A 22,679-nucleotide genomic window follows, 5' to 3' on the forward strand; every position below is an offset into this window, starting at 1 on the left:
TCGGGGTCGTCCTGGTTGTTGCAGACGTCGCCGTTGATGGTGAACTGGCCGGGCGCGGTCGAGCTGCCCGAGCCGACGAAGCCGAAGACCTCGCGGCTCTGGCCGGAGGCGATGGAGCCGTTCCATCCGACGTCGGAGCCGGTGAAGGTCGAGCCGCTCTGGCTCCAGTCGACGTTCCAGGCGCTCTGGACGGAGGTGCCGGAGGGGAAGTCCCAGGCGATCTCCCAGCCGTTGATCGGCTCGTCGGCGGTGACGACGATGTTGGCCTGGAAACCCCCGCCCCAGCTGCTGATGACGTTGTAGTCGACCTCGCATCCCGCTTCGGCGGACGCCTGGTTCGCCGAGGCGATGGTCAAGGCGCCGGCACCGAGCGCGGCGACGGCCGCGGCGGTGACCGCGAATCTCCTATTTCTTCGATGTACTTGCATGTCTCGATTTCCTTCGCTCTTCGGACTCCGCCGCTCCAGCGGCGCCCGAAAGGGTTCGCCGGGTGTCTTGGCTCGCGTTGAATCGATGTGAGGGTCGCTTGAAGAGGAAAGCGCTCCCAAGCTATATATCGATGCTCACCTATATTTGGACGGTCTGTCAATATTTCCATGGAATTTTCAGAAACTTTCCATAGGCAAGCGCTTAATACAGCGAAATCACTGCCGGACGGGAAATCCGCCACATCGCCAGAAACAAGCCTGTAACGATAAAGAGCTGCGGTAACACTCCACATCTCGACCCGGAAAACGGCGAAAGGCCGTCCGAAAATTACTACTCGGACAGCCGATGCGAATGGTTCTAATGTGATACCAGTCGACTGCTTCGCCGCGGCTCCTGGAAACTTCCGAGAACCGGCCACCCGATCTTCCGGCCGGGATTCGGGGCGCCCGCACCTGAAACAAGGGGTTCGCGCGCCGGCTTCCCGCAGGCGGTGCGAGGTTCACGCCGCATCCGTCTCGATCGCGTGAGGCGGGATCAGCAGCCGTCCCGGCGCTGCGGCGTTCTTCGCCGGCTCGACCTTGACCGCATCCCGCCACCGGCGGCGCAGCGTGTCTCCGGCCCGATCCCGTTCCGCAGCGGGGCGCGGCCGTCCGAGCCGAGACACGGCCTCACCGTTCGGGTCCCACTCGGGGCGTTGCCGCGGGCGCCGACGAAGCGGCACGGCATCGGCGTGCAGGAACGGATCGGGCGGGAAGCTCGGGCGCCGCCACGAGTCGTGGCGGCGCCCGCACGGCACCGGCGCGTCCGCGGGCGGGCCGGGATCAGAGTCCGTATCGGGATTTGAGGTGGCGCCACCAGTCGCGCAGCATCCACCGGTCGAACTCGGTGATGGTCGAGGAGGACCCGGCCTTCATGATGAAGCAGCACTGCCCGGTCGGGGTCCAGTCGTAGAAGTCGTCGAGCCCGAAGGTGTGCCCCACCTCGTGCAGGTAGATCGTGACCTGGTCCGAGCCGAGCGCGTTCACGAAGTACTCCTGGCCCATGCGCTGGCCCCAGTCGCCGCCGGCGCCTCCGCCCATGCCCTGCGTCAGCCACAGCGACTGGTCGTAGTGGTGGTCGTAGCCGCCAGGGCAGTTCGGGTAGTTACCGTCCTGGTGGAAGAACCGGCCGCAGTCCTCGGCGCACTGCGGCGCGTCCTCCCGGATGTCCCCGATGTAGATGTCGACCGAGTCGTCGCTCCACTGGAGCAGGTCGCGGTCGTAGGCGGCCCAGCCGACCACGTTCACCTCGATCCGCTGGAACGGCCACTCGTTCCAGCCGACCATCTGGTCGAACCACAACTGGTACTGCTCTTGGAGTTTGGACTCGATGTCATCGCGCAGCGAGGCCGAGACCGGGTTCTGCGAATCCCAGCGGACGCAGTAGTTGATCGCGCCGCCGGTGGCCATGACCTGGTCCCAGCCGAAGTTGCGGAAGTCGAGGTTGTAGGTGTCCTCCACATGCGCCCAGACCTCGTTCAACGGCTGCACCAGGTTCGAGGGCGGGTTCCACTCCTCCTGCTGGCCGCCGCCCTCGCCGTAGACGTTCCATTCGAGGACGCCGACGCTGGCCTCGCCGCTGTGGAGGACGGCGCGGAGGGCGGTGGTGGTGACCTGGCCGAACTCGACCGAGTTGTACTGGTCGGGCGTGGTGCCGTAGGGGCCGTCGGCGATCACCGGCTGCCATGAGTCGCCGGAGCGGTATTCGATGTGCCATGAGGCGGGGACGCGGACGCCGCCGTTGTCGTCGAAGAAGTACATGTCGGACGAGGAGACGGTGACCGGTCCGCCCCAGGTGAGCTGGACCCATTGGGTGCCCTCTTCGGGCCAGGTGCCCCAGCGGGCGTTCTGGGCGTCGTTGGACTGGGGCGGGTCGACGCCGTCGTTGACCGCGTCGACCGTCTCCCATGGGGAGGTGTACGACGCCGACGGCGTGGCGGCGTTGGCCACATTGGCCGCTTGAGCCTGCGCGGCGGTGGCGGTGAGGGCCTGGAGCGTCCAGGCCGTCGCGGCGGCGAGCACTGCGGCGAGCAGCAGTCGCAGCTTCGGACGTTGTGCGTGTCTCAGCATGGTTTCTCCTTGTGCCGGTTGGAGTTCTCTTGCATTCGGCACCGGTGGCGCCGGTTCGGGGGTCGGAGTGGGGGCGCGCCGTTCGACGACGCCGGTCCCGCCGCTCCGCATGGCGGCCCGCCTGCGGGTGCGGGGAGCCGGGACGGCCGATGCCGTTGCGCCATGGCGTGCCTCCGAAGGGCGTGGGTCGGTGCGGGGCCGGGATCGAGACCGAAAGCAAACCGAAAAGGTTTTCTGAATCGTTGTAGGCGTTATGGTACGAGCCCATGCTCCAGAGTGTCAATGCATAGATCAAGATCAATGTTAGTTGCAGTCGCCTTTATCGATACACACCACCAGGGCGGGTGCAGCGAAGCTTCGGACTCCCGCCACGGCGGCGAGCCTTTCGGCCCCGCCCGGTCGGCACCTCCGGATTGCATCGGCCCCGGTCGGTGCATTGACGCGCGAAACGGGGCCCATACGAGAGCCCGTCCAGCGATTCGAAAACCTTTTCTGAGTTTTTCCGGACGCTGGCCCGGCCTGAGCCGCCGACACTTCCGGAGGCATGCGATGGCACAACGGCGACGACCGACCCCGCCCCGCCGCACCGGAGGCGGGCCGTCGTGAACGCCCCCTTCTCACGCGGAACCGCGCTCCGCCTGGGCGCCTTGGCCGGTGCCGCACCGGCCGTGGGCGCGCTCGGCTTCGCGAACGCCGCCCCAGGCGGCCTCGCCGGCCCCGCCGCCACCGCGGCCGAGTCGTCGAGCGCCTGACAGGCGCCCGCGAGCGGCAGCGCGACGGAAGCCGAGGCCGCGGCGGCGCACCGAGCACAGTGGGAGCCGGCCGCGAAAGCGGCCGGCTCCCACTGTGCTTCCCGGGGGCTGTCCGGTCAAGGCGCCCGTCAGGCGTGCAGCGCCTCGGTGATCTTGCGGGACATCTCGGCCATCGTGGGGCTGGGCTCGCCCTTGTGGGCGCGGTTGGCGGCCTCGACGGCGACGGTGATCGTCGTGCGGAAGTTCTCCGCCTCGGCCTCGTCCTGCTCCCCGAGCAGCTTCACCGACGCGGTCAGCGCGGGCAGGACCTGGTCGGCGATGGCGGCCGCGGACTTGCCCTTGATCTTCACGCCGCCGGCCTGCTCGGCCAGGACGTGGCCGACCGCGCCGGTGGCGGCGTTCAGGGCCAGGGAGGCCTCGGTGCCGACCTTGTGGGCCGAACCGGCGATGCCCGCGAAGGACAGCAGGGTGACGGTGCCCCAAGCGGCGGTGCGGATGGTGGTCTCGTCCTGGGCGGAAAGGTTGACGGTCATGGGAGTTGCTCCTTCGTTGCGGTTCTTCCGGGGCGTTTCGCCTTGGTGAGACAACTGTCGACGGACGCCCTGACACCGTGCTGACATCGCCCTGTCGCGGCCGGGCGGCCGCGTGTCAGCCTTCCCCGCCAGGGGCTCGTGCGGCGCGGAGCGCTCGCCGAAGCCCCCGACGGGCCTCGGGGGCGGCCGATACGCCGGTCCTGGCACGAAGCGAACTCGTCATGTACGATTTCATCTAGCGCTATAGTATTTTATTCATCGGCCCCCTCGGGAGCCCGCACCGGCGGCGGATCGGCCGCTCAGAGAGGAACACCGGAGATGACCAGGGGACGCGTGCTCGTCACCACCGCGTGGCTTCGCCCGGACGACGAGGTGCACCGGTACCTGCGCGACTCGGATCTGGAGGTGGCGCACAGCTCGTTCAAGGACCGCGCGCGGACCGGCGAGCGCCTGATCGACCTCGTCGGACCCTTCGACGCGGTCATCGCGGGCACCGACCCCTTCACCGCCGAGGTGCTCGACGCGGCCCCGAAGCTGCGGGTGATCGGCCGGACCGGCGTCGGCTACGACAACATCGACGTCGAGGCCGCGACCGCCCGCGGCATCGCCGTGTGCCCGACCCCCGGCGTCAACCGCCAGTCCGTCGCCGAGCACACCATCGGCCTGCTGCTGGCCGCCGCGCGGATGATCCCGCAGAACGTCGCGAGCGTGCGCGGCGGCGGCTGGGACCAGGTCTCCGGCCGCGAACTGGGCGGCGCGGTCCTGGGCGTGGTCGGGCTGGGCGCGATCGGCAAGCTCGTCGCGACCATGGCGCAGGGGCTGGGCATGACGGTGATCGCCCACGACCCCTTCCCCGACCACGAGTTCGCCCGGGAGCACGGCATCCGCGAAGCGGGCCTGGACGAGCTCCTCGGCGAGGCGGACTTCGTCAGCCTGCACCTGTTCCTCTCCCCCGAGACCCGCCACCTCATCGACGCCGCGGCGATCGCCAAGATGAAGGACGGCGCCTTCCTGGTCAACGCCGCCCGCGGCGGCGTCGTGCACGAGGACGCCCTCGCCGACGCCCTGGCCTCGGGCAAGCTCGCCGGCGCGGCCCTGGACACGGTCGAGGTCGAGCCGCTGCCCGCCGACAGCCGCCTCCGCGGACTCGACAACCTCGTCGTCACCGCCCACATCGGAGCCGCGACCGTCGAGTCGAGGGCGCGTTCGGGCATGACGGCCGCCCGCTCCGTCGTCGACGGGCTCGAAGGCCGCATCCCGCCGCAGACCGTCAACCCGCAGTGCGTCCGAGCGCGCGCCGCGAGCTGAGGAGGAGACCATGACGACCCTTCGCTTCGACGCCAACCTCAAATGGCTGTTCACCGAGCACGAGTTCGAAGCCCGCTTCGAGGCCGCCGCGAACGCCGGGTTCACCGCCGTCGAATACGCCTCGCCCTATGCGCACACCGCCGCCCGCCTGAAGCGGCTGCTCGACGACAACGGCCTCGCGCAGATCCTCGTCAACACGCCCATGGGCCCGGCCGGATCGCCCACCCGCCAAGGCCTCGCCTGCATCCCCGACGCGGTCGGCGAATACCGCGACGGCGTCCTGCGCGGCCTCGAGTACGCCACCGCGCTGGGGGCGCCGTTCCTGCACGTCGTCGGCGGCCTGGTCCCCGAAGGCGTCAGCCGCGACCGGGCCTTCGCCCGCTACGTCGCGAACCTCGCGTGGGCCGCCGAGCAGGCCCGCGGCACCGGCGTCCGCCTGCTGCTCGAAGCGCAGAACAAACGCGACGCGCCCGGCTTCGTCCTCGAGACGCAGGCGCAGGCCGCCGCCGTCGCGGAGGCGGTCGGTCCCGAACGGGTGGGGCTGCTCCTGGACTTCTACCACGCGCAGATCGACGAAGGCGACCTGATCCGCACCTACCTGCGCTTCCACGAGCTCGTCCTCCATCTCCAGGTCGCCGACCCGCCCTCGCGCCACGAGCCCGGCACCGGCGAGATCGGATGGTCAGGGCTGTTCGAGGCCGTCGCCCGCTCCGGCTACGACGGCTGGATCGGCTGCGAGTACCGGCCCAAGGCCGGGACCGTCGCCGGGCTGGGGTGGATGCGGGAGGCCACGGCATGAGCGCCGCGCCGAGGATCGCGCTGATCAGCGCCGTCACCGCCGCCATACCGCCCGCGCGCGACGCGCTGTCCGAGGCCTTTCCCGAAGCGCAGGTGTGGAACCTGCTCGACGACCGCCTCCTGTCCGATGCGGACGCCCGCGGCGGGCTCGACGGCGGCCTGCGGTCCCGCATGGCCCGCCTGATCGGGCACGCGCTCGCCGAGGGCGCCGACGGGGTGCTGCTGACCTGCTCGCTCTACGGTCCTGTCGCGCAGGGCTTCCGCTCGGACCGACCGGTGCTCGCCCCGGACGAGGCGGCGTTCGCCGACATCGCGCGCGCCGGCTACGGCCGGGTCCTCGTCGTCGCCTCCTTCGAGGCCGCGAGAGACGACTCGGTCGCGCGCCTGAGCGAGGCGCTCGACGCGAGCGGGGCCGAGGCCGACGTCAGGGGCCTCGCCGTGCCCGCCGCGATGGCGGCGACCCGGGCGCAGGACGCCGAAGGGCTGGTCACCGCGCTGATCGACGCCTGCCGTCCACTCGCGCCGGAGGTCGAGGCCGTCTTCCTCGCCCAGTACTCGCTGGCCCCGGCCGGGGAGCGGCTGCGAGCGGCGCTCGGCGTCCCGGTCGTCTCCGGACCGGCGAGCTCGGCCGCCGCCCTGCGCCGCCTCCTCGCGGACGGCGAGGAGGCGCCGTGATCGGCACCATCGCCGACGACATGACCGGCGGCACCGACGCCGCCGTCGCGTTCCACCGGCAGGGACTGCGCACCGGCGTCTACTTCGACACGCCGCCTCCCGGCGGCGTCGACGCCGCTTTGGACGCGGCCGTGATCGCGCTGAAGACCCGCACGATCCCCGCCGCCGACGCGGTGGCCCAGAGCCTCGCCGCGGCCGAGCGGCTGCGCGAGGCGGGCGCCTCCCGGCTCTACTTCAAATACTGCTCGACCTTCGACTCCACCGCCGAGGGCAACATCGGGCCGGTCTTCGACGCGCTCGCCGCGTTCACCGGCACCGACGCCGTCGTCACCACGCCGAGCTCGCCCGAGCACGGCCGCACCGCCTACCAGGGCCACCTGTTCGTGCACGACCGGCCGCTGGCCGAGTCGCCCATGCGCGACCACCCGCTCACGCCGATGCGGGACTCGTCCCTGGTGCGCCTCATGGACGCGCAGACCGCCGCGGGCGCCGCCGCCGTCCTCCCGCACCGGATCGTGCGGGACGGCGCCGAGGCCCTCGCCGCCCGGATCGCCGAGGCGCGCACCGGCCACCGGTACCTGTTCCCCGACGCCATCACCGACGACGACCTGCTCGTCATCGCCCGGGCGATCGCCGACGAACCGCTCAGCGGCGGCGGCGCCGGGCTCGCGGGGGCGCTCGCGCGCATCGTCGCCGAACGGGGCGGGCCGCGGACGGCCGCGCCGGAGCGGCCGCCCGGCGGCACCGCCGTGGTCCTCGCGGGCAGCTGCTCGCGGCGCACCCTCGAACAGGTCGACCTGATGCGCCGGGCCGGGCGTCCCGCCCACCGCCTCGACGCCGCCGCGACGCCGGACCCCCACGCCCTGGCCGAGCACGCCCTGGCCTGGTACGACGCGCTCGACCCGGGCCGGGCGCCGCTGATCTACTCCTCGCTGCCGCCGGCCGAGCTGGCCGCGGTCCAGCGGGCCCTGGGCACCGAGCGCTCGGCCGAGATCCTCGAGGCCGCGACCGCCCGGATCGCCAGAGGGCTGCGGCGGCGGGGCGTCACCAGGTTCGTGTGCGCGGGCGGCGAGACCTCGGGCGCGATCGTGGCCGCGCTCGCCGTCGGCGGCGGCGTCATCGGCGCCGAGGCCGCCCGCGGCGTGCCGTGGATCCGCACCGGACAGGGCCTGGACCTGCTGCTCAAATCCGGGAACTTCGGCGAACCGGACCTCCTGCTCACCGCATCCGCCGCAGAGGAGCGACCATGACCGTCGACACCGCGACCGCGGCCGAGCAGATCATCGCCGCCGCCCGCTCCCTGTTCGACCGGGGCCTGACCCACGGCAGCACCGGCAACCTCTCGGTGCGCACCGCGGCGGGCGTCCTCATCACCCCCACCGGCTCCAGCCTGGGCACCGTCACCGCCGAAGCGCTCTCCCTCATCGACGACCGCGGCGCGCACCTGGCGGGCCCGCGCCCGTCGAAGGAGGCCTTCCTGCACGCCGCGGTGCTGCGCGCCCGCCCCGGCGACGACGCCGTCGTCCACACCCACTCGACCCACGCCGCCGCGGTCTCGTGCCTGGCAGGGCTCGACCCCGACGACGCGCTCGCGCCCTTGACCGCCTACTACGCCATGCGCGTCGGCCGGCTCCCGCTGCTGCCCTACCACGCGCCCGGCGACACGCGCCTCGAAGCACTGGCCGAGCGGACCGCGCGCGAGGCGCACGCGATGCTGCTGAGCAACCACGGCCCCGTCGTCGCCGGAGCCACCCTCGCCGCCGCCCTCGACGCCGTCGAGGAACTCGAGGAGACCGCGAAACTGCACCTCCTGCTGCGCGGCGCGGCCACGCGCCCCCTCACCGCCGAGCAGGCCGCCGCGCTCCGCCCGTCCTGAGCAGACTCCGTCCGACAGAGAGGAACCGCCATGGCACGCGCCATCACCCTGTTCTCCACGCTCGCCGTCCGCAAAGCGCTCGACGACGTCGTCCTCGACGCCTTCACCGCCGACACCGGCCTCGCCGTCGAGCCGGTGTTCGACCCGACGGTGCAGCTCGTGCGCCGCATCGACGCCGGTGAGACCTTCGACGTGATGATCGGGGTCACCGGCTCATTCGACCCGCTCGCCGAACGCGGCGTCGTCGACCTCTCGACCCGCAGAGCCGTCGCCCGCACCGGCATCGGCATCGCCGTGCCGCCGGGCGCCGACGCGCCCGACATCGCCACCGAGGCCGCCTTCGTGCGGACCCTCCTCGACGCCCGCAGCGTCGCCTACTCCGTCACCGGCGCCAGCGGCATCTACTTCGCGCGGCTCATCGAGGACCTGGGCATCGCCGAGCGGATCAACGAGCGGGCGACGATCATCGAGAAGGGATTCATCGCCGAGGCCGTCGTCGACGGCCGCGCCGACATCGCCGTCCAGCAGATGAGCGAGCTCCTCTTCGTCCCCGAGGCGACGATCGCCGGGCCCTTCCCCGCCGAGGTCCAGCACTACACCGAGTTCTCCGCGGCGCTGAGCACCGGCGCGGCCGACGAGGCGCGGGCCTTCGCCGACTACCTCACCGGCCCGAGCGCGGCCGAGGCCTACCGGCGGACCAATTTGGAGGTCGCCGCCTGAGCCGCGGGGGCCGCCCGGCCTGGCGGGCGGCCCCCGCCCGGTGCTCGGGTATGGGCGCTTCCGGTATCGAATCGGTTCCGATCGTGTATGGCAGAATCGATCTGCACAGCAAAAGGGAGCGATGTGATGGTCAACAGGCGGTCGACGCGCGAGCCGGTGGCGGACCGGATGTACAACGTCCTCCTCCAGCAGTTCCTCGACGGCCGGCGCACCGCGGGGGAGCCGCTCAACATCGGCGCGCTGGCCCGCGAACTGGAAGTGAGCCAGACGCCCCTGCGCGAGGCCCTCGCGCGGCTCGAGCACACCGGGCTCGTGCGCCGCGAGGCGCTCAAGGGCTATCAGGTCGCCGACGCGCTGAGCGACCGCGAGGTCGCGAAGCTCATGGAGGCGCGCATGGTGATCGAGCCCGAACTGGCCCTCCAGGCGGGCCTGCGCACCACCCCCGAGTTCCTCGACGAACTGCGCGCCACGGTCGACGACCTCGACGCCACGGTGCCGCACGCCGATGACGACACCGACGGCTTCAGGCACTACTGGACCTCGGACGACGCCTTCCACCGGCTGATCGCCGCGCAGAGCGACAACCCCTTCCTCGAGCAGGCCCTGCACTCGCTCGACGGGCAGATGCAGCGGTTCCGGCTGTTCACCAAGCGGGGGCGCACCGGGGCCGGCAACGCCGCCCGCGAGCACCGCCTCATCCTCGACGCGCTCCAGGCGCGCGACGCCGAGGGCGCGGCCGCCCTCATGCGCGGCCACCTCGAAGGGGCGAAGGCCCGCGTCCTGGCGTGAGCCTCCCGCCTCCGCCGTCCCGCCGACGCCGGTTCCCCGGCTCGGCCTGTCGACCGACTGACCGCCCGGCCCTTCCGTCGGCCCCGGCCAGGGCCGCAGTGCGCGTCTGAAGGGCGCCGCCCAGACGAGGCCGGTCGTCTCACGACACGCCTTCGCGGCCTCCCAGGCGATACGTCCGGGACGCCGCGCGGGCAGCGCCACCGAGTCGGATCGGCCTCTGCTCATCCCGTGCCGCCACGGGACGCCGCGGGAAGCGCCACCGCCGCGGACGACCCGACCCGGCGCCGTCTCCGCTGCGCCCCTTCGGCATGCCGCGCATGCTTCACCCGCGGCCGCCGCTCGCTCCCGCCCCCGCCGCCCGCCGCGCGCACGCCGCGCCGCCGATCGCTGGAATCGACCACTCAATACTGTTTGATTATTATCAAAACTATAGTATTGTTTGACGGGCAGTAGTCCATCCGGTTTCAACGAGGAGGCCAGACAGTGCCCCACCCCCCTACCCCTCGCTCTGCTGTGAGCCCGTCAGCGACGGAGGACGGCTCGTGAGCGACTACATCGCGGTCATCGCCCTGGCCGCCTTCATCGGCACGATCGTCGTCTGGAACGTGCTGTTCAAACGCAACATCGGCGAGGCCATGTTCGCCGGCTTCATCGTCAGCGCCCTCTTCGCCGGCACCGACTTCCCCTCGGCGCTGTGGATCGGGCTGATGGACGGCCTGATGAACGAGGTGACCTACGCGGCCCTCGCCTTCGTGGTCGTCGGCGAGCTGCTGGTGCGCGTCGGCATCGTGCAGCGCATCGTCGACGTCCTCAGCTCGATGATCGGGCGCTTCCGCGGCGGCTCCCTCTACGCCGCCACCTTCGGCTCGGCCCTGTTCGGCGCGGTCGCCCACAACGGCGCCGCCACCGCCGCCACCATCGGCTCGATCACGATCCCGTGGATCAAGCGCTCCAACGCGAGCGGCGAGACCGCCGCGACCGTCCTCGGCGGCAACGCCGGGATCGGCGCGGTGTTCCCCTTCAGCGGCGCGTTCTTCCTGCTGCTGGCCGCCCCGACCGTCGTGGGGGACCTCTCCTCGAACGACGTCATCCTGACCGCGTTCGTGGCCGCGTTCTGGTTCCTCGCCACCCGCGTCATCGCCGCGTTCGTCATGATCCGCGCCCGTTCGGTCGGCGCCATGGACGCCGCGGACATCCAGCCGCTCCGGCGCACCGTCAAAGCGGGCTGGTCGTCCTTCACCGTGCTCGTCGCGATCGCGATCCCGATCCTCGCCACCAACGGCGCCTCCGGCGAGGCGGTCACGGAGCGGATCGGCACCGAGGCCGCCGACACGATCCCCGTGCTGTTCTGGCTCCCCGCCGCGATGCTCATCCCCGGCCTCATCGTCGGACGGCGGCTCCTGCCGAAGTCCGGCAGGGCGTGGTGGGAGTTCCTCGGCGGTGTCAGCCCCAAGCTCGGCCTGGTCGCGGCCACCATGATCGCGGCGTTCTCCGCCTCCGAGGTCATCTCGAACCTCGGCTTGGGCGAGCAACTGGCGCCCCTGCTGGAGCAGCTCGGCGACGTCCCGGCCGTCCTGGCGGTGACCATCGTCGGGGCCCTGATCATCGTCGTCGCGGGCCCGCTGAGCACCACCGGCACCATCGCCGCCGTCGGCGGGGTCGGCTACGCCGCGCTGACCGCCGTGGGAGTCGCGCCCGCGGCGGCCTACGCGGCCGTCCTGATCTGGGGCGCGTCGGAGAGCGCATCGCCGCCGGGCGCCGCGCCGCTGTACGTCGCCGCCGGCATCGCCGAGGTCAATCCGGCCAAGACGTTCAAGCCGGTGATCATGTACTACCTCATCCCGACGTTCCTGCTCGGCGTGCTCATGGCCGTCGGCATCGCATGGGTCCCGTGAACAGGCCAGTTAGGAGAACGGAACAATGAGCGCACTGCTTTCCACCCTGTCGCGGGTCTGCATCGTCATCCTCATCGTCGGCGGCGTCGTCGTCACCTTCATCCAGGTGCTGGGCGTCATCGTCGGCGACGCCGACATGGTGGTCTTCGCGGGCACGAGCCTGTTCGAGCCGGTCTGCGTCATCGCGGGCCTGGCGGGCGTCTTCGCCTTCCTGCGGATGTACACCGAGGAGGGGAAGGCCGACGTCGCGAGCGAGGACATCGACACCGACGAAGCCTGAGCGGCCCGAGCAGGCGCGGAGAACGGGCCGCCGTCCGCCCGCCGGCAAGCGAGGAGTGAAGCGGTTCACCGGTGCCCCGGACGCGGCCGCTTCGCCGCGGCCATCGCCCGCGCCGCCACCGGCGTCAAGTTCGCGGCGTCGAGGACGGCCCGGCGCTGCGGGAGGCGCCGCCCGACCTCGCTGCCGGAGACGAACAGGATCTTGTCGCCCTCGCCGAAGGCCTCCTTCAGGGTCTCGGGCCGGCCGTAATCGGCGATGCGGAGCTCGACGCCGCGCTCGGTGCCGCGGCGCCATCCGGGTGGCGGTCACCCCGGGGAGCCGACCGGCCGAGCGATCAGATCGGGTCGAATTCGGTGATGGTGAGGCCGTGGAAGGTCGCGCCGCCGCCGTCGGTGAACAGCGCGAGGCGGTCGTCGGCCGGTTCGGGGAACACCAGGCTCGAGTGGGTGTGGCGGCCGTCGTCGATGAAGACCTCGGCGGAGGTGTTGTCGATCAGGATCCGCAGGTCCACTTCCCTCCGACCCGGGCTGAACGGCGTCCGGCTCTCCATCCACCGCCCCGACGGGTCGGGGTTGCCGGTGTATCCCCGGTTGAGGTAGGCGAAGTCGCCCAGGCGGTAGACGCCGGCGTCGATGTGCCTGGAGCCGTCTCCCGACAGCCGCAGCTGCATGCCGACGTTGTTCAACCGGTCCCAGGTGACGCGGGTCTGGACCTGGTAGGCGCGGCCGCGGTAGTCGAGGACCAGCTTGCCGTCGACTCGGACGTCGCCGAGGCCGACCGTCCTCGACGCCCGGTCGGCGAGGGTCCGGACCGGTCGCGACACGAGCGCGGATTCGGTCGTGCCGTACCAGTGCAGCGCGATCTCGCGCACGATCGAATCGGTCCCGTTGAACCCGTCCGACTCCCACGTGGGCGTGTTGTTCGGGTAGTCCCAGAAGTTCATCCACCCGATGGCGTAGCGGGTCTTCGGGTCGATCCGGCCGTCGACGCGCCGCTCCCAGGTGACGGCGCCGTACCAGTCCCAGCCGTGGTCGAGCCATTTCGGCTCGTGGTGCTCGGGGACGAAGTTCGATCCGTCGAAGTCCCCGGTCCAGTACGCGTAGTTCGCGATGCCGCCCGAGCCCTTGGTGTTGGCGCTGACGCCCAGCACCCACCGGCCGGGGCCGGTGTCGGAGTCGATCCAGAACAGGTCGGGGCACTCGAAGGTGCCCAGGCCGCCCCTGATGAAGCCGTCGACGTAGGTCCAGCTCTTGAGGTCGCTGGAGTGGTAGAAGCCGACCTTGTCGAATTCGGCGAGGGCCATGACCCACCGGTCGTACCGATCGTCCCAGATCACCTTGGGGTCGCGGAAGTCCACGACGCCGGGATTGGGCAGCACCGGCTGGTCGAGTCGGTCGAAGGTGCGACCGCCGTCGGCCGAGTGGAACAGGAACTGCGCCTGCCGGTGCGGTGCGGGCGCGAAGCGGTCCTCCTGGGTGGCGAGGGCGATGACCGCGCCCGCGCCGAAACCGGCGGTGTCGTGCTCGTCGACGACCAGGCAGCCGGACCAGATGGAGCCGTTGGGATTGGTCTCCTTGGGGATGGCGACGCCGAGGTCGTGGAATTCCACATTGTCGTCGGATTCGACCAGGCGCCACGAGGTGCCCGTTCCCGGTGTCGGGTAGTCCTTGTTGTAGAGGTAGTAGTAGCGAGTCTTCCCGTCGACGTATATCGGGCGCTGCGGGTCGTTCTTCCATCCTTCGGGGACGGAGAAGTGGTACAGCGGGCGACGCGACTGGGACTGCGCCGCCGCAGGAAGCCCCACTAGAACCGCGGCGCCGCCGAGGCCGGCGGCCTGGAGCAGTGTTCTTCTCGAGGTTCGCAGCATCGTTGCTCCAAATCCGTTGTATGTGTTCTCGAATTGGCACTACCCAAGCTAATGAGTTAAATGAAGTTAAATCTATAAATATCATTGGTTAAGTTCGGTTAATTTCCGAAGGGCTGCACCGCAATTGCGGCGCAGCCCTTGAAGCGCCTCAGGGGCCGGATCGGCGGGGGCATCGGCTCCGGGCGGTGCGCGGTATCGGAGGCGAATGCCGCCGCTTCCCGGCCCGAGTGCCGATCATGCGAGCTCCGAACGCCACGGCGGGTTCGCGCCGGCCCGCGAGCAGGTGATCGCCGCGACCCTCGAGGCGAACTCGACCGCCGAGCGGGCCTCCTCGGGGCGCAGGCGCGCCAGGCCTTCGGGTTCGAGGCGGCCGATGCGGCCCAACCGGTCGAGCAGGGCGCCGCTGAAGGCGTCCCCGGCGCCGACGGTGTCGACCACCTCGGTCCGGTGCGCGGGCACCGTGAACCGCTCGTCGCCGCAGAACACCGACGAGCCTTCGCCGCCGCGCGTGACGACCACCAGCTTGCGGCCCTCGGCGGTCCACTCTCGGGCCAGTTCCGCCGGGTCGGCGCCGGGCCAGACCCACTCCAGGTCCTCGTCCGAGATCTTGACGACGGCGGCGAACGACAGCCACCGCTCCAGCAGGCTCCGGTACGACTCCCGCTCGCCCAGGAGCGCCGGGCGCACGTTCGGGTCCAGGCTGATCGTGGTCGACCCGCTGAGCCGCTCGAGCCACTCGGCGACCACCGGGCCGCCGGGGTCGAGCGCCAGGGCGAGCGAACCGGCGTGGACGGCGTCGAACCCAGGCGAGTGAGGAAGCTCGGCGGGCGACCACTGCCAGTCGGCGGTCCGGTGGATGTGGAAGGAATAGCTCGCCGCGCCTCCGGCCGCGACCGAGACGAGGGCCAGACTCGTCGGCTCCGCCGCCTCGACGGCCCACCGCAGGTCGACCCCGGCATCGGTCAAGTGGTCCCGCAGGAGCCGACCGAAGGCGTCGGTCGGCAAGCGGCCCAGGAAGGCCGCCTTCGAACCCAGTCGCCCCAGGGCGACGGCCACGTTCATCGGGCTCCCGCCCGGATGCGCGACCGGGCGGCCCGGCTCGGTCTCGGCGACCTCCAGGTCGATCAGCGCCTCACCGATCACGCCGATCATCGGCGCACCAGCCTCGCTCCGTCCCACCGCACCGGGATCGGGTCGGTGATCTCGCCGATGAACGCGCCGTCCTCGATGTTGCGGAAGCCGATCAGGTGCGGGACGCCGTCCACGTCGTGGAGGCGGGCCGCGTACAGGCTCTCGTGTTCGAACGGGCGGGCCTTGGCGATGTCGAAGCCGCCGAGCGGATCGTCGACCGGCACCACGTAGTTGTCGCCGGTCTCGCCCAGGGAGCGGCGGGCGTCGGAGGCCTCGCCCTTGCCGCAGCAGAACAGCAGCAGCCACTGGCCGTCGACGCGGTGCAGCTGCGTCACCTCGATCTGCCCGAAGCCGAGCGCGTCGGGACGGCTCAGCGGCGGCAGCACCTCCCAGACCTCGAGGTCGGCCGAGCGGGCGTGGCCGACCACGCCGCGCTCGCGGGCGGGCTCGGGGCCGTCCGCCCTGGCGGTGAACAGCATCCGCCAGCCGTCCCCGCCGGGATCGCGGAACACCCACGGGTCGCGGCAGGCCTCGTCGAACCAGTCCGAGTCGGGGTGGTACCGCTCGTAGTGGCGGGGGTCGGCCTCGACCAGCGGCCCGGGGAGCCGCCGCCAGGTGAGCAGGTCCTCGGAGACGGCGGCGCCGATCCGCTGCACCTTGCCGCCCTCGGCCCGGGAGACGCCGGTGTAGAACAGGCGCCACGCGCCGTCGTCGCCGCGCACCACCGAGCCTGTCCAGGTCGCCTGGTCGTCCCAGGCGGGCGCGTCGTCGAAGACCAGCGCGTCGGGCAGCAGGACCCAATCGGTCAGGTCGTCGGAGACCGCGTGGCCGATGGAGGCCCGCTGGTGGCGCCGCCCCTCCTCCTGGAGGGCGCGGGAGGCGCGCAGGAAGAACATGTGGTGGCGGCCCTCCTCGTCGGTGGCGTACCAGGAGTCCCAGACCCAGTGGTCGGCGAGCTTGAGCATTCGTTTCCCTTGCTACTCGGGGTGTTCGGGCGAGGGGTCAGTCCTTCATGCCGGCGCCGGCGATGCTCCGGATGAAGGCGCGCTGGAAGGCGATGAAGACCGCGACCATCGGGATCGTGATCATCGAGATGTAGGCCATGACCTCGCCCCAGTCGGTGTCGAGCTGGAAGAAGTACTGGACGCCGACCATGACCGGCCGCAGCTCCTCGCTCTGGACGGTCATCAGCGGCCACAGGTACGCGTTCCAGGTGGCGGGCGAGGTCACGACGGTCAGGATCGTGACGGTGGCGAAGACCGGTTTGGACAGCGGCACGATGATGCGCCAGTAGGTGCGCAGCCATCCGGCGCCGTCCATGGCGGCGGCCTCTTCGAGGCCCTTGGGCAGGCTGCTGAAGTACTGGGCGAACAGGAAGATCGCGAAGGCGTTGACGATGAACGGGATGATCTGGACGTGGTAGGTGTTCAGCCAGCCGATCTCCAGCACCGGCCGGAGCCCTTCGAAGCCGATCCACGGCAGGTTCGCCACCAGGTAGACCATCGGGACGATCGTGGTGTCGAACGGGAGGATGAGCGTGGCGATGATGAAGCCGAACACCACCGCGCGGCCCTTCCAGCGCATCCGGGCCAGGGCGTAGCCGCACATGGAGTTGACCACCAGCCCGAACGCGGTGACGCATGCGGTGACGAACACCGAGTTGGCCAGGAACCGCCAGAACGGCACGCGCTCGAAGACCGCCGCGTAGTTGGCGAGGCCGATCTCGCCGACCGGCAGGAACGCCCTGAGCGAGTCCATGTCGGCGAAGATCTGGTGGTCGGTCTTGAGGCTGGCGGTGACCATGAAGACGATCGGGAACAGGAAGAAGACGGCCAGGAGGGTCATCGGCGCGTAGATCCACCACCGCCGCGCGGCCGTTCTGGGCTTCATCGTCGCTGCGGTCACGGCTGGTCCCTCTCTCGGGTCAGGCGGCGCTGGACGAGCGCCATGGCGAGCACGATGCAGAAGAAGATCAGCGACAGGGCGGCGGCGTAGCCGATCTGCTGCTGCTGAAATCCCTTCTGGACGATCTGGTAGACGATGGTGCTGGTCGACCCCAGCGGCCCGCCGTCGGTCATGATGTCGACCTGGACGAACAGGCTCATCGCGGCGATGGTGATGGTGATGAGCACGAACACGGAGGTGGGCTTGAGCAGCGGCAGGGTGATGCGCCAGAACCGCTGCCAGGGCGTGGCCCCGTCGAGCTCGCCGGCCTCGTAGACCTCCTCGGGGATGGCCTGGAGGCCGGCGAGCCAGATGACCATGTGGAAGCCGACGCCCTGCCACACGCTCATGACCACGATGGCGCCCATGGCCGTCGACGGGTTCGACAGCCACGCCTGCCCGGCGTAGGCGCCGGCGGTGAGCATCGACAGCGCCGAGTTGACCAGTCCGTCCTCCTGGTAGAGGAAGCGCCACAGCAGGCTGATGACGACCATCGAGGTGATCACCGGCAGGAAGTAGACGGTGCGGAAGAAGTTCCGGCCCGCGATCTTCTGGTTGACCAGCAGCGCCAGCACCAGTCCGAGGCCGCCCTGGATCGGGACGACCAGGGCGGCGAACAGGAAGGTGTTGCCGATCGACTCGCCGAACAGCGCGTCCTCGGTGAACGCCCGCCGGAAGTTGTCCAGTCCGATGAACTCCGGAGCCGTCGGCGAGATGAGCCTGGCGTTGGTGAAGCTCATCGCGAGCGAGACGACGGCCGGGCCGATGACGAACAGCAGCAGCAGGATGATCCCGGGGAGCGCGAAGGCCCTCGCGGCGCGCTGCTCGTTCCGTTGGAAGTCGCCGCCTCCGCGTCGCGTGCGCGCCGTCGCCGCGCTCGAGCGGCGCTCGGCGACGCGGGCGCTCCCCGGCGCGGGGATTTTCCCTGTCCTGGCGATGGCCATGGCCCAGTCCCTTCTAGAACCCGTACCCGGCGTTCGCCTCGATGTCGGCGTCGATCTCGGCGACGGCGGCGTCCAGGGTCTGCTGGACGTCGCCGCCGTGGATGATGTCGCCGGCGTACTGGGTGAAGACGCTGGCGATGACGGCGTAGGCGGGCGTCTCGGGGCGCAGGACCGCGTAGGCGCGGGAGTAGTCCATCATCATCCGCAGGTCGCCGTCGGGTCCGTAGTGCTCGGTGAGCTCGGCCGCCGCCTCGGTCGCCGGGATCAGCCCGGTCCGGTTGGCGAACTCGGCGACGAACTCATCGGCGAGCGCGGTCTCCATCCAGGCGTTCGCGCCCTCGGCGTCGGCGGCCGAGGTGGGGGCCCACTGCCAGGAGCCGCCGCCGATCCTGGGGCCGGTGCCGAGGTCGGGCGGGGGCAGGAACAGGACGTCGTCGAACTGCTCCATCGCCTGGAGTGCGCCCCAGTTGCCCATGTAGGTCATGGCGGCGTCCCCTTGCAGGAACTCCTCGGCGCCGATGGGGGATTCGGGGTTGGCGAGCCCTTCGGCGAACAGGCGCTGGAACCACTGCCCCCAGGCGAGGGCCTCGGGCCCGTTGAGGGCGCCTTCGGCGCTCAGGTAGGTGGTGCGGTCGAGCAGGTCGCCGCCGAAGCTCTGGAGGAACGGCGAGAAGGCGTACGGGTACCACTCGCCGATGTCGGCGGTGGAGAGGTCGATCGCCCACCGGTGACCGGTGTCGGCGGCGATGCGTTCGAGGGCCTCGTCGAACTCCTCGCGGCTCCAGGGCTCGTCCATGGTGGGGATGCGGACCTGCGCCGCCTCCAGCACCGATTCGCGCGCGAAGATCGAGCAGGCGGCCTCCCAGTGCCCCACGGAGTACAGCTGGTCCTGGAAGACCCCCAGCGTGGTGGGCAGGAACTTGTCGGTGGTCTCGGAAGGGACGTCGAGCGGCCGGAGGTGGCCGGCCCAGGCCCAGTTGGGGACGTTGGGGCCGTCGACGGTGAGCAGGTCCGGCAGGTCGCCGGAGAGCGCGGCGGCGTTGACGGTGTCGTTGTAGGCGTCCTGCGGGAAGGACTCGCGCTCGGCGGTGTAGGCGTCCTGTCCGGCGTTGAAGGCCTCGATGATCTGGTCGGTGACGCCGAGTTCGGCGTCGTTGCCGGCGGTGTGCGTCCACAGCAGCAGGGTGCCGTCGGACGAGCCGCCCGATGAGCAGGCGGCGAGGGCCGGTCCGGCCAGGGCGGCGCCGCCGCTCGCGGCGGCCAGTTTCATCAGTTCGCGTCGTTGCATGGTTGCGGCTCCAAAAGGGATCGGAAGGGTTCAGCGCGGGGCGACGGAGGATCGCCGGCTCACCGGGCAGGGCATGTGGTGCTGCACGGGCTCGGCGTCGGGTTCGTCGAGCCTTCTGAGCAGCTCCTTGACGGCCCACTGCCCCATCGCGTAGTGGGGCAGGGCCGCCGAGGTGAGCCCCGGCGAGAGCGCCGGGGCGATGAGGTCCTGGTCGTCGTAGGAGACGACCGAGAGGTCGGCGGGGATCGCGAGGCCGAGTTCGGCCGCGGCGCGGTAGACGCCCATGGCCATGCGGTCGTTGAAGCAGAAGATCGCGGTCGGCCGGTCGTCGCGGTCCAGCAGGCGCTTCGCGCCTTCGTACCCGAGGGGGGTGGTGGCGTGGTCGACCTCGACCAGCAGTTCGTCGGGGTCGATCCCGGAGGCGGTGACGCGTTCGCGCCAGGTCTCCAGGCGGATGGCGCGGGCCTGGACGTCCTCGCGGGTGGTGACGTGGCCGATGCGGACGTGCCCGGCGCCGGTGAGTTCGGACAGGACGCTCAGGGTGCCGCCGCGCTCGTCGGGGACGACGGCGGAGGAGGAGCCGTCGGCGGTGCGGGCGTCGAGCAGGACGTGCGGGGTCGAGCCGATCGCCTTCGGCACCTCGATGACCTGGTGGTACATGGTGGCGAGGAGGATGCCGTCGATCTGGCGCTCCTGGAGGGCGGCGATCGCCTCGCCGGTCTCGTCGTGGTCCCCGGAGGTGTCGACCATCAGCAGCAGGAACCCCGCTTCGCGGGCGGCGTCGTGGGCGCCGCGGATCATCTGGCCGGCGAAGGGGGTCGTGGCGACGTCGTCGCCGATGAAGCCGATCATCTGCGTGCGCCTGGTGCGCAGGCCGCGGGCGACGGTGTTGGGCCGGTAGCCGAGTTCGGCGGCGGCGGCGCGGACCCGGTCGCGGGTCTGCGAGCCGATGCGGGTGCCGCCGGTGTCGTTGAGCGCCATGGAGGCCGTGGCGGTCGAGACGCCGGCGGCGCGGGCGACGTCGGCGAGGCGGGGCTGTTTGGTCACCGTTGACTCCTTCCAAGGGTTAATCGATTAACCAATACGACAGGGCACGACCCTGTGAGTTAATCGATTAACCCACACGGTACACAACCGGATCACGCGAAGCAACGGCCCGTCGGTCACGATTCGACAACGCCGGGCGGCACCGGATCGGACCGAGGCCGCGGTGGCACCGAGTGCCGGGCAGGGCGAAGCGGCGCCGCGAAATGCCGAGCACAAGCCCCGACGGCGACGACGATCGGCCGCCGTGTGCCCGTCGGCAGCCGGATTCCCCGGGTTCAGGCGGGCTTCGCCGGGCACGGAAGAACTCCGCCTTCCAGCGTTGGCGCCGGCAGGCGGCCGGCCGGGGTCGAACCGGCGTCCTTCCGATTTTCAGGCGGACGCGCATTTTTTCGGAGCACGCCCTCCTACCTGCAGGCACATCCCAATGTCTGCGGCAACCGAAAGGACCGGACCGCTATACGCCTGGCGAACTGCCGATCCTTCTAAGATCGGTCCGGTTGCGTCCGGCATCATCGGCGGCTTCTCCCACATCGTTGAAGGCCTCATGTTCCGAGCTCCTCTGCTGATGTTGTGACCGGTTGGGTCCCATCGCGGTAGAGCCGCCCCAGGTCGACGAGGTGAACGCGCGGATCCGATGCGGCCGCCGCTTGGACCCCTTCAGTGAAACCGGCCGCGCCGAAGAGCATGAGATGGGCGTCGGCGACGTCGAGCTTCTTTCCATTGAGGAGCTCTTTGGCCCTGCGGAGCCTGTCGAGATGGCCGGTGCCGACAGTCTCCCCCCATTTCGCCTCGCCCAGGCCCAGGACGCGTCGTCGACCTGCGGACTCGGCGGCGGTCACCGCAATGTCGATCTCGATCTGGAGGCGGGAGACCGGGTCGTTGATGACGGCGTTTCCGACCTGGTCCGCGAACTCGCCGAAGATCTCCAAATCGCGATTTCGCACATAGGAGCGGCAGACGCCCTCGAAATGCGGGCCTAGAATCTGGGTCTTGAAAGTGTGCCGCACCGATTCCCAGACCTGGGAGGCCCGGCCGGACTCCAATGCCGCCCACCGGGCCCGCATGACGGCTTCGTAGAAGGCGACCAGCGGCTCGCTGATGCGGTACTGGACCCGCTTGGCGCCAAAGGTGTCCGGTTGACGCTCGATGAGGCCGCAGTCTTCGAGCACTCGAAGCGGGTGGGCTATCTCGGCGGACTTGCGGCCGACGTAGTTCGCGATGCCACCATTAGTGCAGTTGCCCGCGGCGATGGCGGCCAGCACTGACTGGTAGATGGCCGGATCCCGAATATCAGGTTCCTCGGAAAGCAGGTAGCGCGCCTCGCGGAACAATGGCACCTGCGGGTTGAGCACGGTCCGGACGATCCAGGCGTCGAAATCCTCCAGACCGGTCGGCACATCGCCGCGATTGAACTCATACCGGTAGGCGGGAGTGCCTCCGACGACCGAATGAACCAGCAATGCAAGGCGCGGGTCCCCGATTCCCCAGAACTCGGCGGCGTCACGATAGCCGAACGGCCTGATGATCAGCTCCAGCCCGGCACGGCCGCGCAGCGGAGCGGTTCCCGACAACAGCCTTCCCATGACGGACAGCGCCGAACCGCAGAGGATCAAGCGGGCGCTGCTGCCTGCCCCAGAACCGCCGGGCCCCAGTTCGCGCTGCAATATCGAAGGCAGCGCGGGCGAGGCCGCGGTCAGGAACGGGAACTCGTCGATCACCACCGGGCAAGGACTGCCCTGAACACTGGTGAACATATGGCGAACCGCCTCATCCCAAGTATGGACGTCGGCCTGAGGCACGCGGCCGGTCTGTTGGGAGATACTGCGCGTGAACTGCCGTATCGACTCCGCTTCGGTGGCCTCAGTCGCACCGAAGTACACGCCCTCGGCAGCTTCGGCGAGAGCACGGAGCAGGTAGCTCTTGCCCTGTCGGCGACGTCCCGAGACGACGCCGAGCGTCGCCCCTCCCGTTGCGGAGCCGGTTGCGGGCAGAAAGGCCGCGAGGCCCGCCCACTCCTGATGCCGATCGAACACCGACGCCGGTTTCTCCACGATAAGCCCCGCTTTCACTAAACCATATTTTAGTAATATACAGTTTAGTGTAATCCTGGGCCGTCAGGACGGACACCGCACCGGATCCAAGCCTCAGTCAGGCAGACCTCCTGCCGGCGACGGCCACGGGTCTGAACTCCCGCCTCCAGGACGGCAAACGGTTGGAGTCCGGGTCTCGCAGCCTGGCGAAATCATCGCGAGGAGGCGGTGCTGGACCCGCGGCGGAGGCCCGGCGGCGGGCGCC

At 70.4% G+C, this 22,679-nt stretch carries 21 protein-coding genes and 1 pseudogene; 10 read left to right on the plus strand and 12 right to left on the minus strand.

Going from position 1 to position 22,679, the window contains the following annotated elements; translation table 11 throughout:
* A partial coding sequence (locus YWW_RS29525) for a cellulose binding domain-containing protein (protein WP_211228508.1) occupies window positions 1-428 on the minus strand: 428 nt, incomplete at its 3' end.
* Between the two features lie 822 nt (window positions 429-1,250).
* Window positions 1,251-2,537, minus strand: coding sequence for a hypothetical protein (locus YWW_RS36860; protein WP_211228509.1), 1,287 nt, complete (start codon window positions 2,535-2,537; stop codon window positions 1,251-1,253).
* A 602-nt stretch (window positions 2,538-3,139) separates the two neighbouring features.
* Here YWW_RS36860 and YWW_RS35840 point away from each other — a divergent pair.
* The gene (locus YWW_RS35840) at window positions 3,140-3,289 is read left to right on the plus strand and encodes a hypothetical protein (protein WP_155830095.1); all 150 of its coding nucleotides are present in this window, start codon (window positions 3,140-3,142) and stop codon (window positions 3,287-3,289) included.
* A gap of 128 nt (window positions 3,290-3,417) precedes the next feature.
* On the opposite strand, the gene YWW_RS0110250 is transcribed toward YWW_RS35840, so the two are convergent.
* Window positions 3,418-3,822: a hypothetical protein gene (locus YWW_RS0110250; RefSeq protein ID WP_026930049.1), complete on the minus strand. Its 405-nt coding sequence runs from the start codon at window positions 3,820-3,822 to the stop codon at window positions 3,418-3,420.
* Between the two features lie 318 nt (window positions 3,823-4,140).
* Here YWW_RS0110250 and YWW_RS0110255 point away from each other — a divergent pair, with 318 nt between their 5' ends.
* The 9 genes from YWW_RS0110255 to YWW_RS0110295 all read left to right on the plus strand — a co-directional run bounded on the left by YWW_RS0110255 (window position 4,141) and on the right by YWW_RS0110295 (window position 12,163).
* Entirely contained in the window at window positions 4,141-5,130 is a 990-nt protein-coding gene (locus tag YWW_RS0110255; protein WP_026930050.1) for a phosphoglycerate dehydrogenase, read from the plus strand.
* Between the two features lie 10 nt (window positions 5,131-5,140).
* Window positions 5,141-5,929 carry a hydroxypyruvate isomerase family protein gene (locus YWW_RS0110260; RefSeq protein WP_026930051.1) on the plus strand — a complete coding sequence of 263 codons (789 nt, stop codon included), beginning with the start codon at window positions 5,141-5,143 and terminating at the stop codon, window positions 5,927-5,929.
* Window positions 5,926-6,603: an aspartate/glutamate racemase family protein gene (locus tag YWW_RS0110265; protein ID WP_026930052.1), complete on the plus strand. Its 678-nt coding sequence runs from the start codon at window positions 5,926-5,928 to the stop codon at window positions 6,601-6,603. Before YWW_RS0110260 ends, YWW_RS0110265 begins: the two co-directional genes overlap by 4 nt.
* Complete coding sequence (gene otnK / locus YWW_RS0110270) at window positions 6,600-7,853, plus strand: 3-oxo-tetronate kinase (protein WP_026930053.1); 1,254 nt, start codon at window positions 6,600-6,602, stop codon at window positions 7,851-7,853. The genes YWW_RS0110265 and otnK overlap by 4 nt, the downstream gene beginning before the upstream one ends.
* Complete coding sequence (gene otnC / locus YWW_RS0110275; RefSeq protein WP_026930054.1) at window positions 7,850-8,479, plus strand: 3-oxo-tetronate 4-phosphate decarboxylase; 630 nt, start codon at window positions 7,850-7,852, stop codon at window positions 8,477-8,479. Before otnK ends, otnC begins: the two co-directional genes overlap by 4 nt.
* 30 nt (window positions 8,480-8,509) lie before the next feature.
* On the plus strand, window positions 8,510-9,199 hold the full coding sequence (locus tag YWW_RS0110280) for a molybdate ABC transporter substrate-binding protein (protein WP_026930055.1): 690 nt from the start codon (window positions 8,510-8,512) through the stop codon (window positions 9,197-9,199).
* A gap of 126 nt (window positions 9,200-9,325) precedes the next feature.
* Entirely contained in the window at window positions 9,326-9,988 is a 663-nt protein-coding gene (locus tag YWW_RS0110285) for a GntR family transcriptional regulator (protein ID WP_026930056.1), read from the plus strand.
* Between the two features lie 542 nt (window positions 9,989-10,530).
* A complete protein-coding gene (locus tag YWW_RS0110290) occupies window positions 10,531-11,883 on the plus strand; it encodes a TRAP transporter large permease subunit (RefSeq protein ID WP_026930057.1) in 1,353 nt (450 codons plus the stop codon).
* 25 nt (window positions 11,884-11,908) lie between these two features.
* Complete coding sequence (locus YWW_RS0110295; RefSeq protein WP_026930058.1) at window positions 11,909-12,163, plus strand: hypothetical protein; 255 nt, start codon at window positions 11,909-11,911, stop codon at window positions 12,161-12,163.
* A 104-nt stretch (window positions 12,164-12,267) separates the two neighbouring features.
* Here YWW_RS0110295 and YWW_RS37970 read toward each other — a convergent pair.
* The 9 genes and pseudogenes from YWW_RS37970 to YWW_RS0110335 all read right to left on the minus strand — a co-directional run.
* A pseudogene (locus YWW_RS37970) lies at window positions 12,268-12,438 on the minus strand (KR domain-containing protein); the annotation flags it as partial.
* Between the two features lie 59 nt (window positions 12,439-12,497).
* Window positions 12,498-14,030 carry a GH32 C-terminal domain-containing protein gene (locus tag YWW_RS29535; RefSeq protein ID WP_051325631.1) on the minus strand — a complete coding sequence of 511 codons (1,533 nt, stop codon included), beginning with the start codon at window positions 14,028-14,030 and terminating at the stop codon, window positions 12,498-12,500.
* Between the two features lie 234 nt (window positions 14,031-14,264).
* Window positions 14,265-15,182, minus strand: coding sequence for a carbohydrate kinase family protein (locus YWW_RS0110305; RefSeq protein ID WP_026930059.1), 918 nt, complete (start codon window positions 15,180-15,182; stop codon window positions 14,265-14,267).
* Window positions 15,179-16,126, minus strand: a complete 948-nt coding sequence (locus YWW_RS0110310) for a glycoside hydrolase family 68 protein (protein ID WP_026930060.1) — start codon at window positions 16,124-16,126, stop codon at window positions 15,179-15,181. Before YWW_RS0110310 ends, YWW_RS0110305 begins: the two co-directional genes overlap by 4 nt.
* Window positions 16,127-16,163: 37 nt before the next feature.
* On the minus strand, window positions 16,164-17,051 hold the full coding sequence (locus tag YWW_RS0110315; protein ID WP_035699177.1) for a carbohydrate ABC transporter permease: 888 nt from the start codon (window positions 17,049-17,051) through the stop codon (window positions 16,164-16,166).
* An 11-nt stretch (window positions 17,052-17,062) separates the two neighbouring features.
* The gene (locus YWW_RS0110320; RefSeq protein WP_081687344.1) at window positions 17,063-18,049 is read right to left on the minus strand and encodes a carbohydrate ABC transporter permease; all 987 of its coding nucleotides are present in this window, start codon (window positions 18,047-18,049) and stop codon (window positions 17,063-17,065) included.
* A 13-nt stretch (window positions 18,050-18,062) separates the two neighbouring features.
* Window positions 18,063-19,337, minus strand: a complete 1,275-nt coding sequence (locus YWW_RS0110325; protein ID WP_026930063.1) for an extracellular solute-binding protein — start codon at window positions 19,335-19,337, stop codon at window positions 18,063-18,065.
* A 30-nt stretch (window positions 19,338-19,367) separates the two neighbouring features.
* The gene (locus YWW_RS0110330) at window positions 19,368-20,384 is read right to left on the minus strand and encodes a LacI family DNA-binding transcriptional regulator (RefSeq protein WP_026930064.1); all 1,017 of its coding nucleotides are present in this window, start codon (window positions 20,382-20,384) and stop codon (window positions 19,368-19,370) included.
* A gap of 542 nt (window positions 20,385-20,926) precedes the next feature.
* Window positions 20,927-22,453, minus strand: coding sequence for an AAA family ATPase (locus YWW_RS0110335; protein WP_211228510.1), 1,527 nt, complete (start codon window positions 22,451-22,453; stop codon window positions 20,927-20,929).
* Window positions 22,454-22,679: the final 226 nt, after the last annotated feature.

The organism is Glycomyces tenuis DSM 44171, assembly GCF_000427885.1.
GTDB lineage: Bacteria > Actinomycetota > Actinomycetes > Mycobacteriales > Micromonosporaceae > Glycomyces > Glycomyces tenuis.

What these genes read in the sequence shown, in the direction of transcription:
- YWW_RS0110285 (WP_026930056.1), top strand. Translation starts at nt 9,326, where the DNA reads ATGGTCAACAGGCGGTCGACGCGCGAGCCGGTGGCGGACCGGATGTAC.
- YWW_RS0110315 (WP_035699177.1), bottom strand. Translation starts at nt 17,051, where the DNA reads ATGAAGCCCAGAACGGCCGCGCGGCGGTGGTGGATCTACGCGCCGATG.
- YWW_RS0110320 (WP_081687344.1), bottom strand. Translation starts at nt 18,049, where the DNA reads ATGGCCATCGCCAGGACAGGGAAAATCCCCGCGCCGGGGAGCGCCCGC.
- YWW_RS0110260 (WP_026930051.1), top strand. Translation starts at nt 5,141, where the DNA reads ATGACGACCCTTCGCTTCGACGCCAACCTCAAATGGCTGTTCACCGAG.
- YWW_RS0110305 (WP_026930059.1), bottom strand. Translation starts at nt 15,182, where the DNA reads ATGATCGGCGTGATCGGTGAGGCGCTGATCGACCTGGAGGTCGCCGAG.
- YWW_RS29535 (WP_051325631.1), bottom strand. Translation starts at nt 14,030, where the DNA reads ATGCTGCGAACCTCGAGAAGAACACTGCTCCAGGCCGCCGGCCTCGGC.
- YWW_RS0110265 (WP_026930052.1), top strand. Translation starts at nt 5,926, where the DNA reads ATGAGCGCCGCGCCGAGGATCGCGCTGATCAGCGCCGTCACCGCCGCC.
- YWW_RS0110295 (WP_026930058.1), top strand. Translation starts at nt 11,909, where the DNA reads ATGAGCGCACTGCTTTCCACCCTGTCGCGGGTCTGCATCGTCATCCTC.
- otnC (WP_026930054.1), top strand. Translation starts at nt 7,850, where the DNA reads ATGACCGTCGACACCGCGACCGCGGCCGAGCAGATCATCGCCGCCGCC.
- YWW_RS0110255 (WP_026930050.1), top strand. Translation starts at nt 4,141, where the DNA reads ATGACCAGGGGACGCGTGCTCGTCACCACCGCGTGGCTTCGCCCGGAC.
- YWW_RS0110280 (WP_026930055.1), top strand. Translation starts at nt 8,510, where the DNA reads ATGGCACGCGCCATCACCCTGTTCTCCACGCTCGCCGTCCGCAAAGCG.
- YWW_RS0110250 (WP_026930049.1), bottom strand. Translation starts at nt 3,822, where the DNA reads ATGACCGTCAACCTTTCCGCCCAGGACGAGACCACCATCCGCACCGCC.
- YWW_RS0110310 (WP_026930060.1), bottom strand. Translation starts at nt 16,126, where the DNA reads ATGCTCAAGCTCGCCGACCACTGGGTCTGGGACTCCTGGTACGCCACC.
- YWW_RS0110325 (WP_026930063.1), bottom strand. Translation starts at nt 19,337, where the DNA reads ATGCAACGACGCGAACTGATGAAACTGGCCGCCGCGAGCGGCGGCGCC.
- YWW_RS36860 (WP_211228509.1), bottom strand. Translation starts at nt 2,537, where the DNA reads ATGCTGAGACACGCACAACGTCCGAAGCTGCGACTGCTGCTCGCCGCA.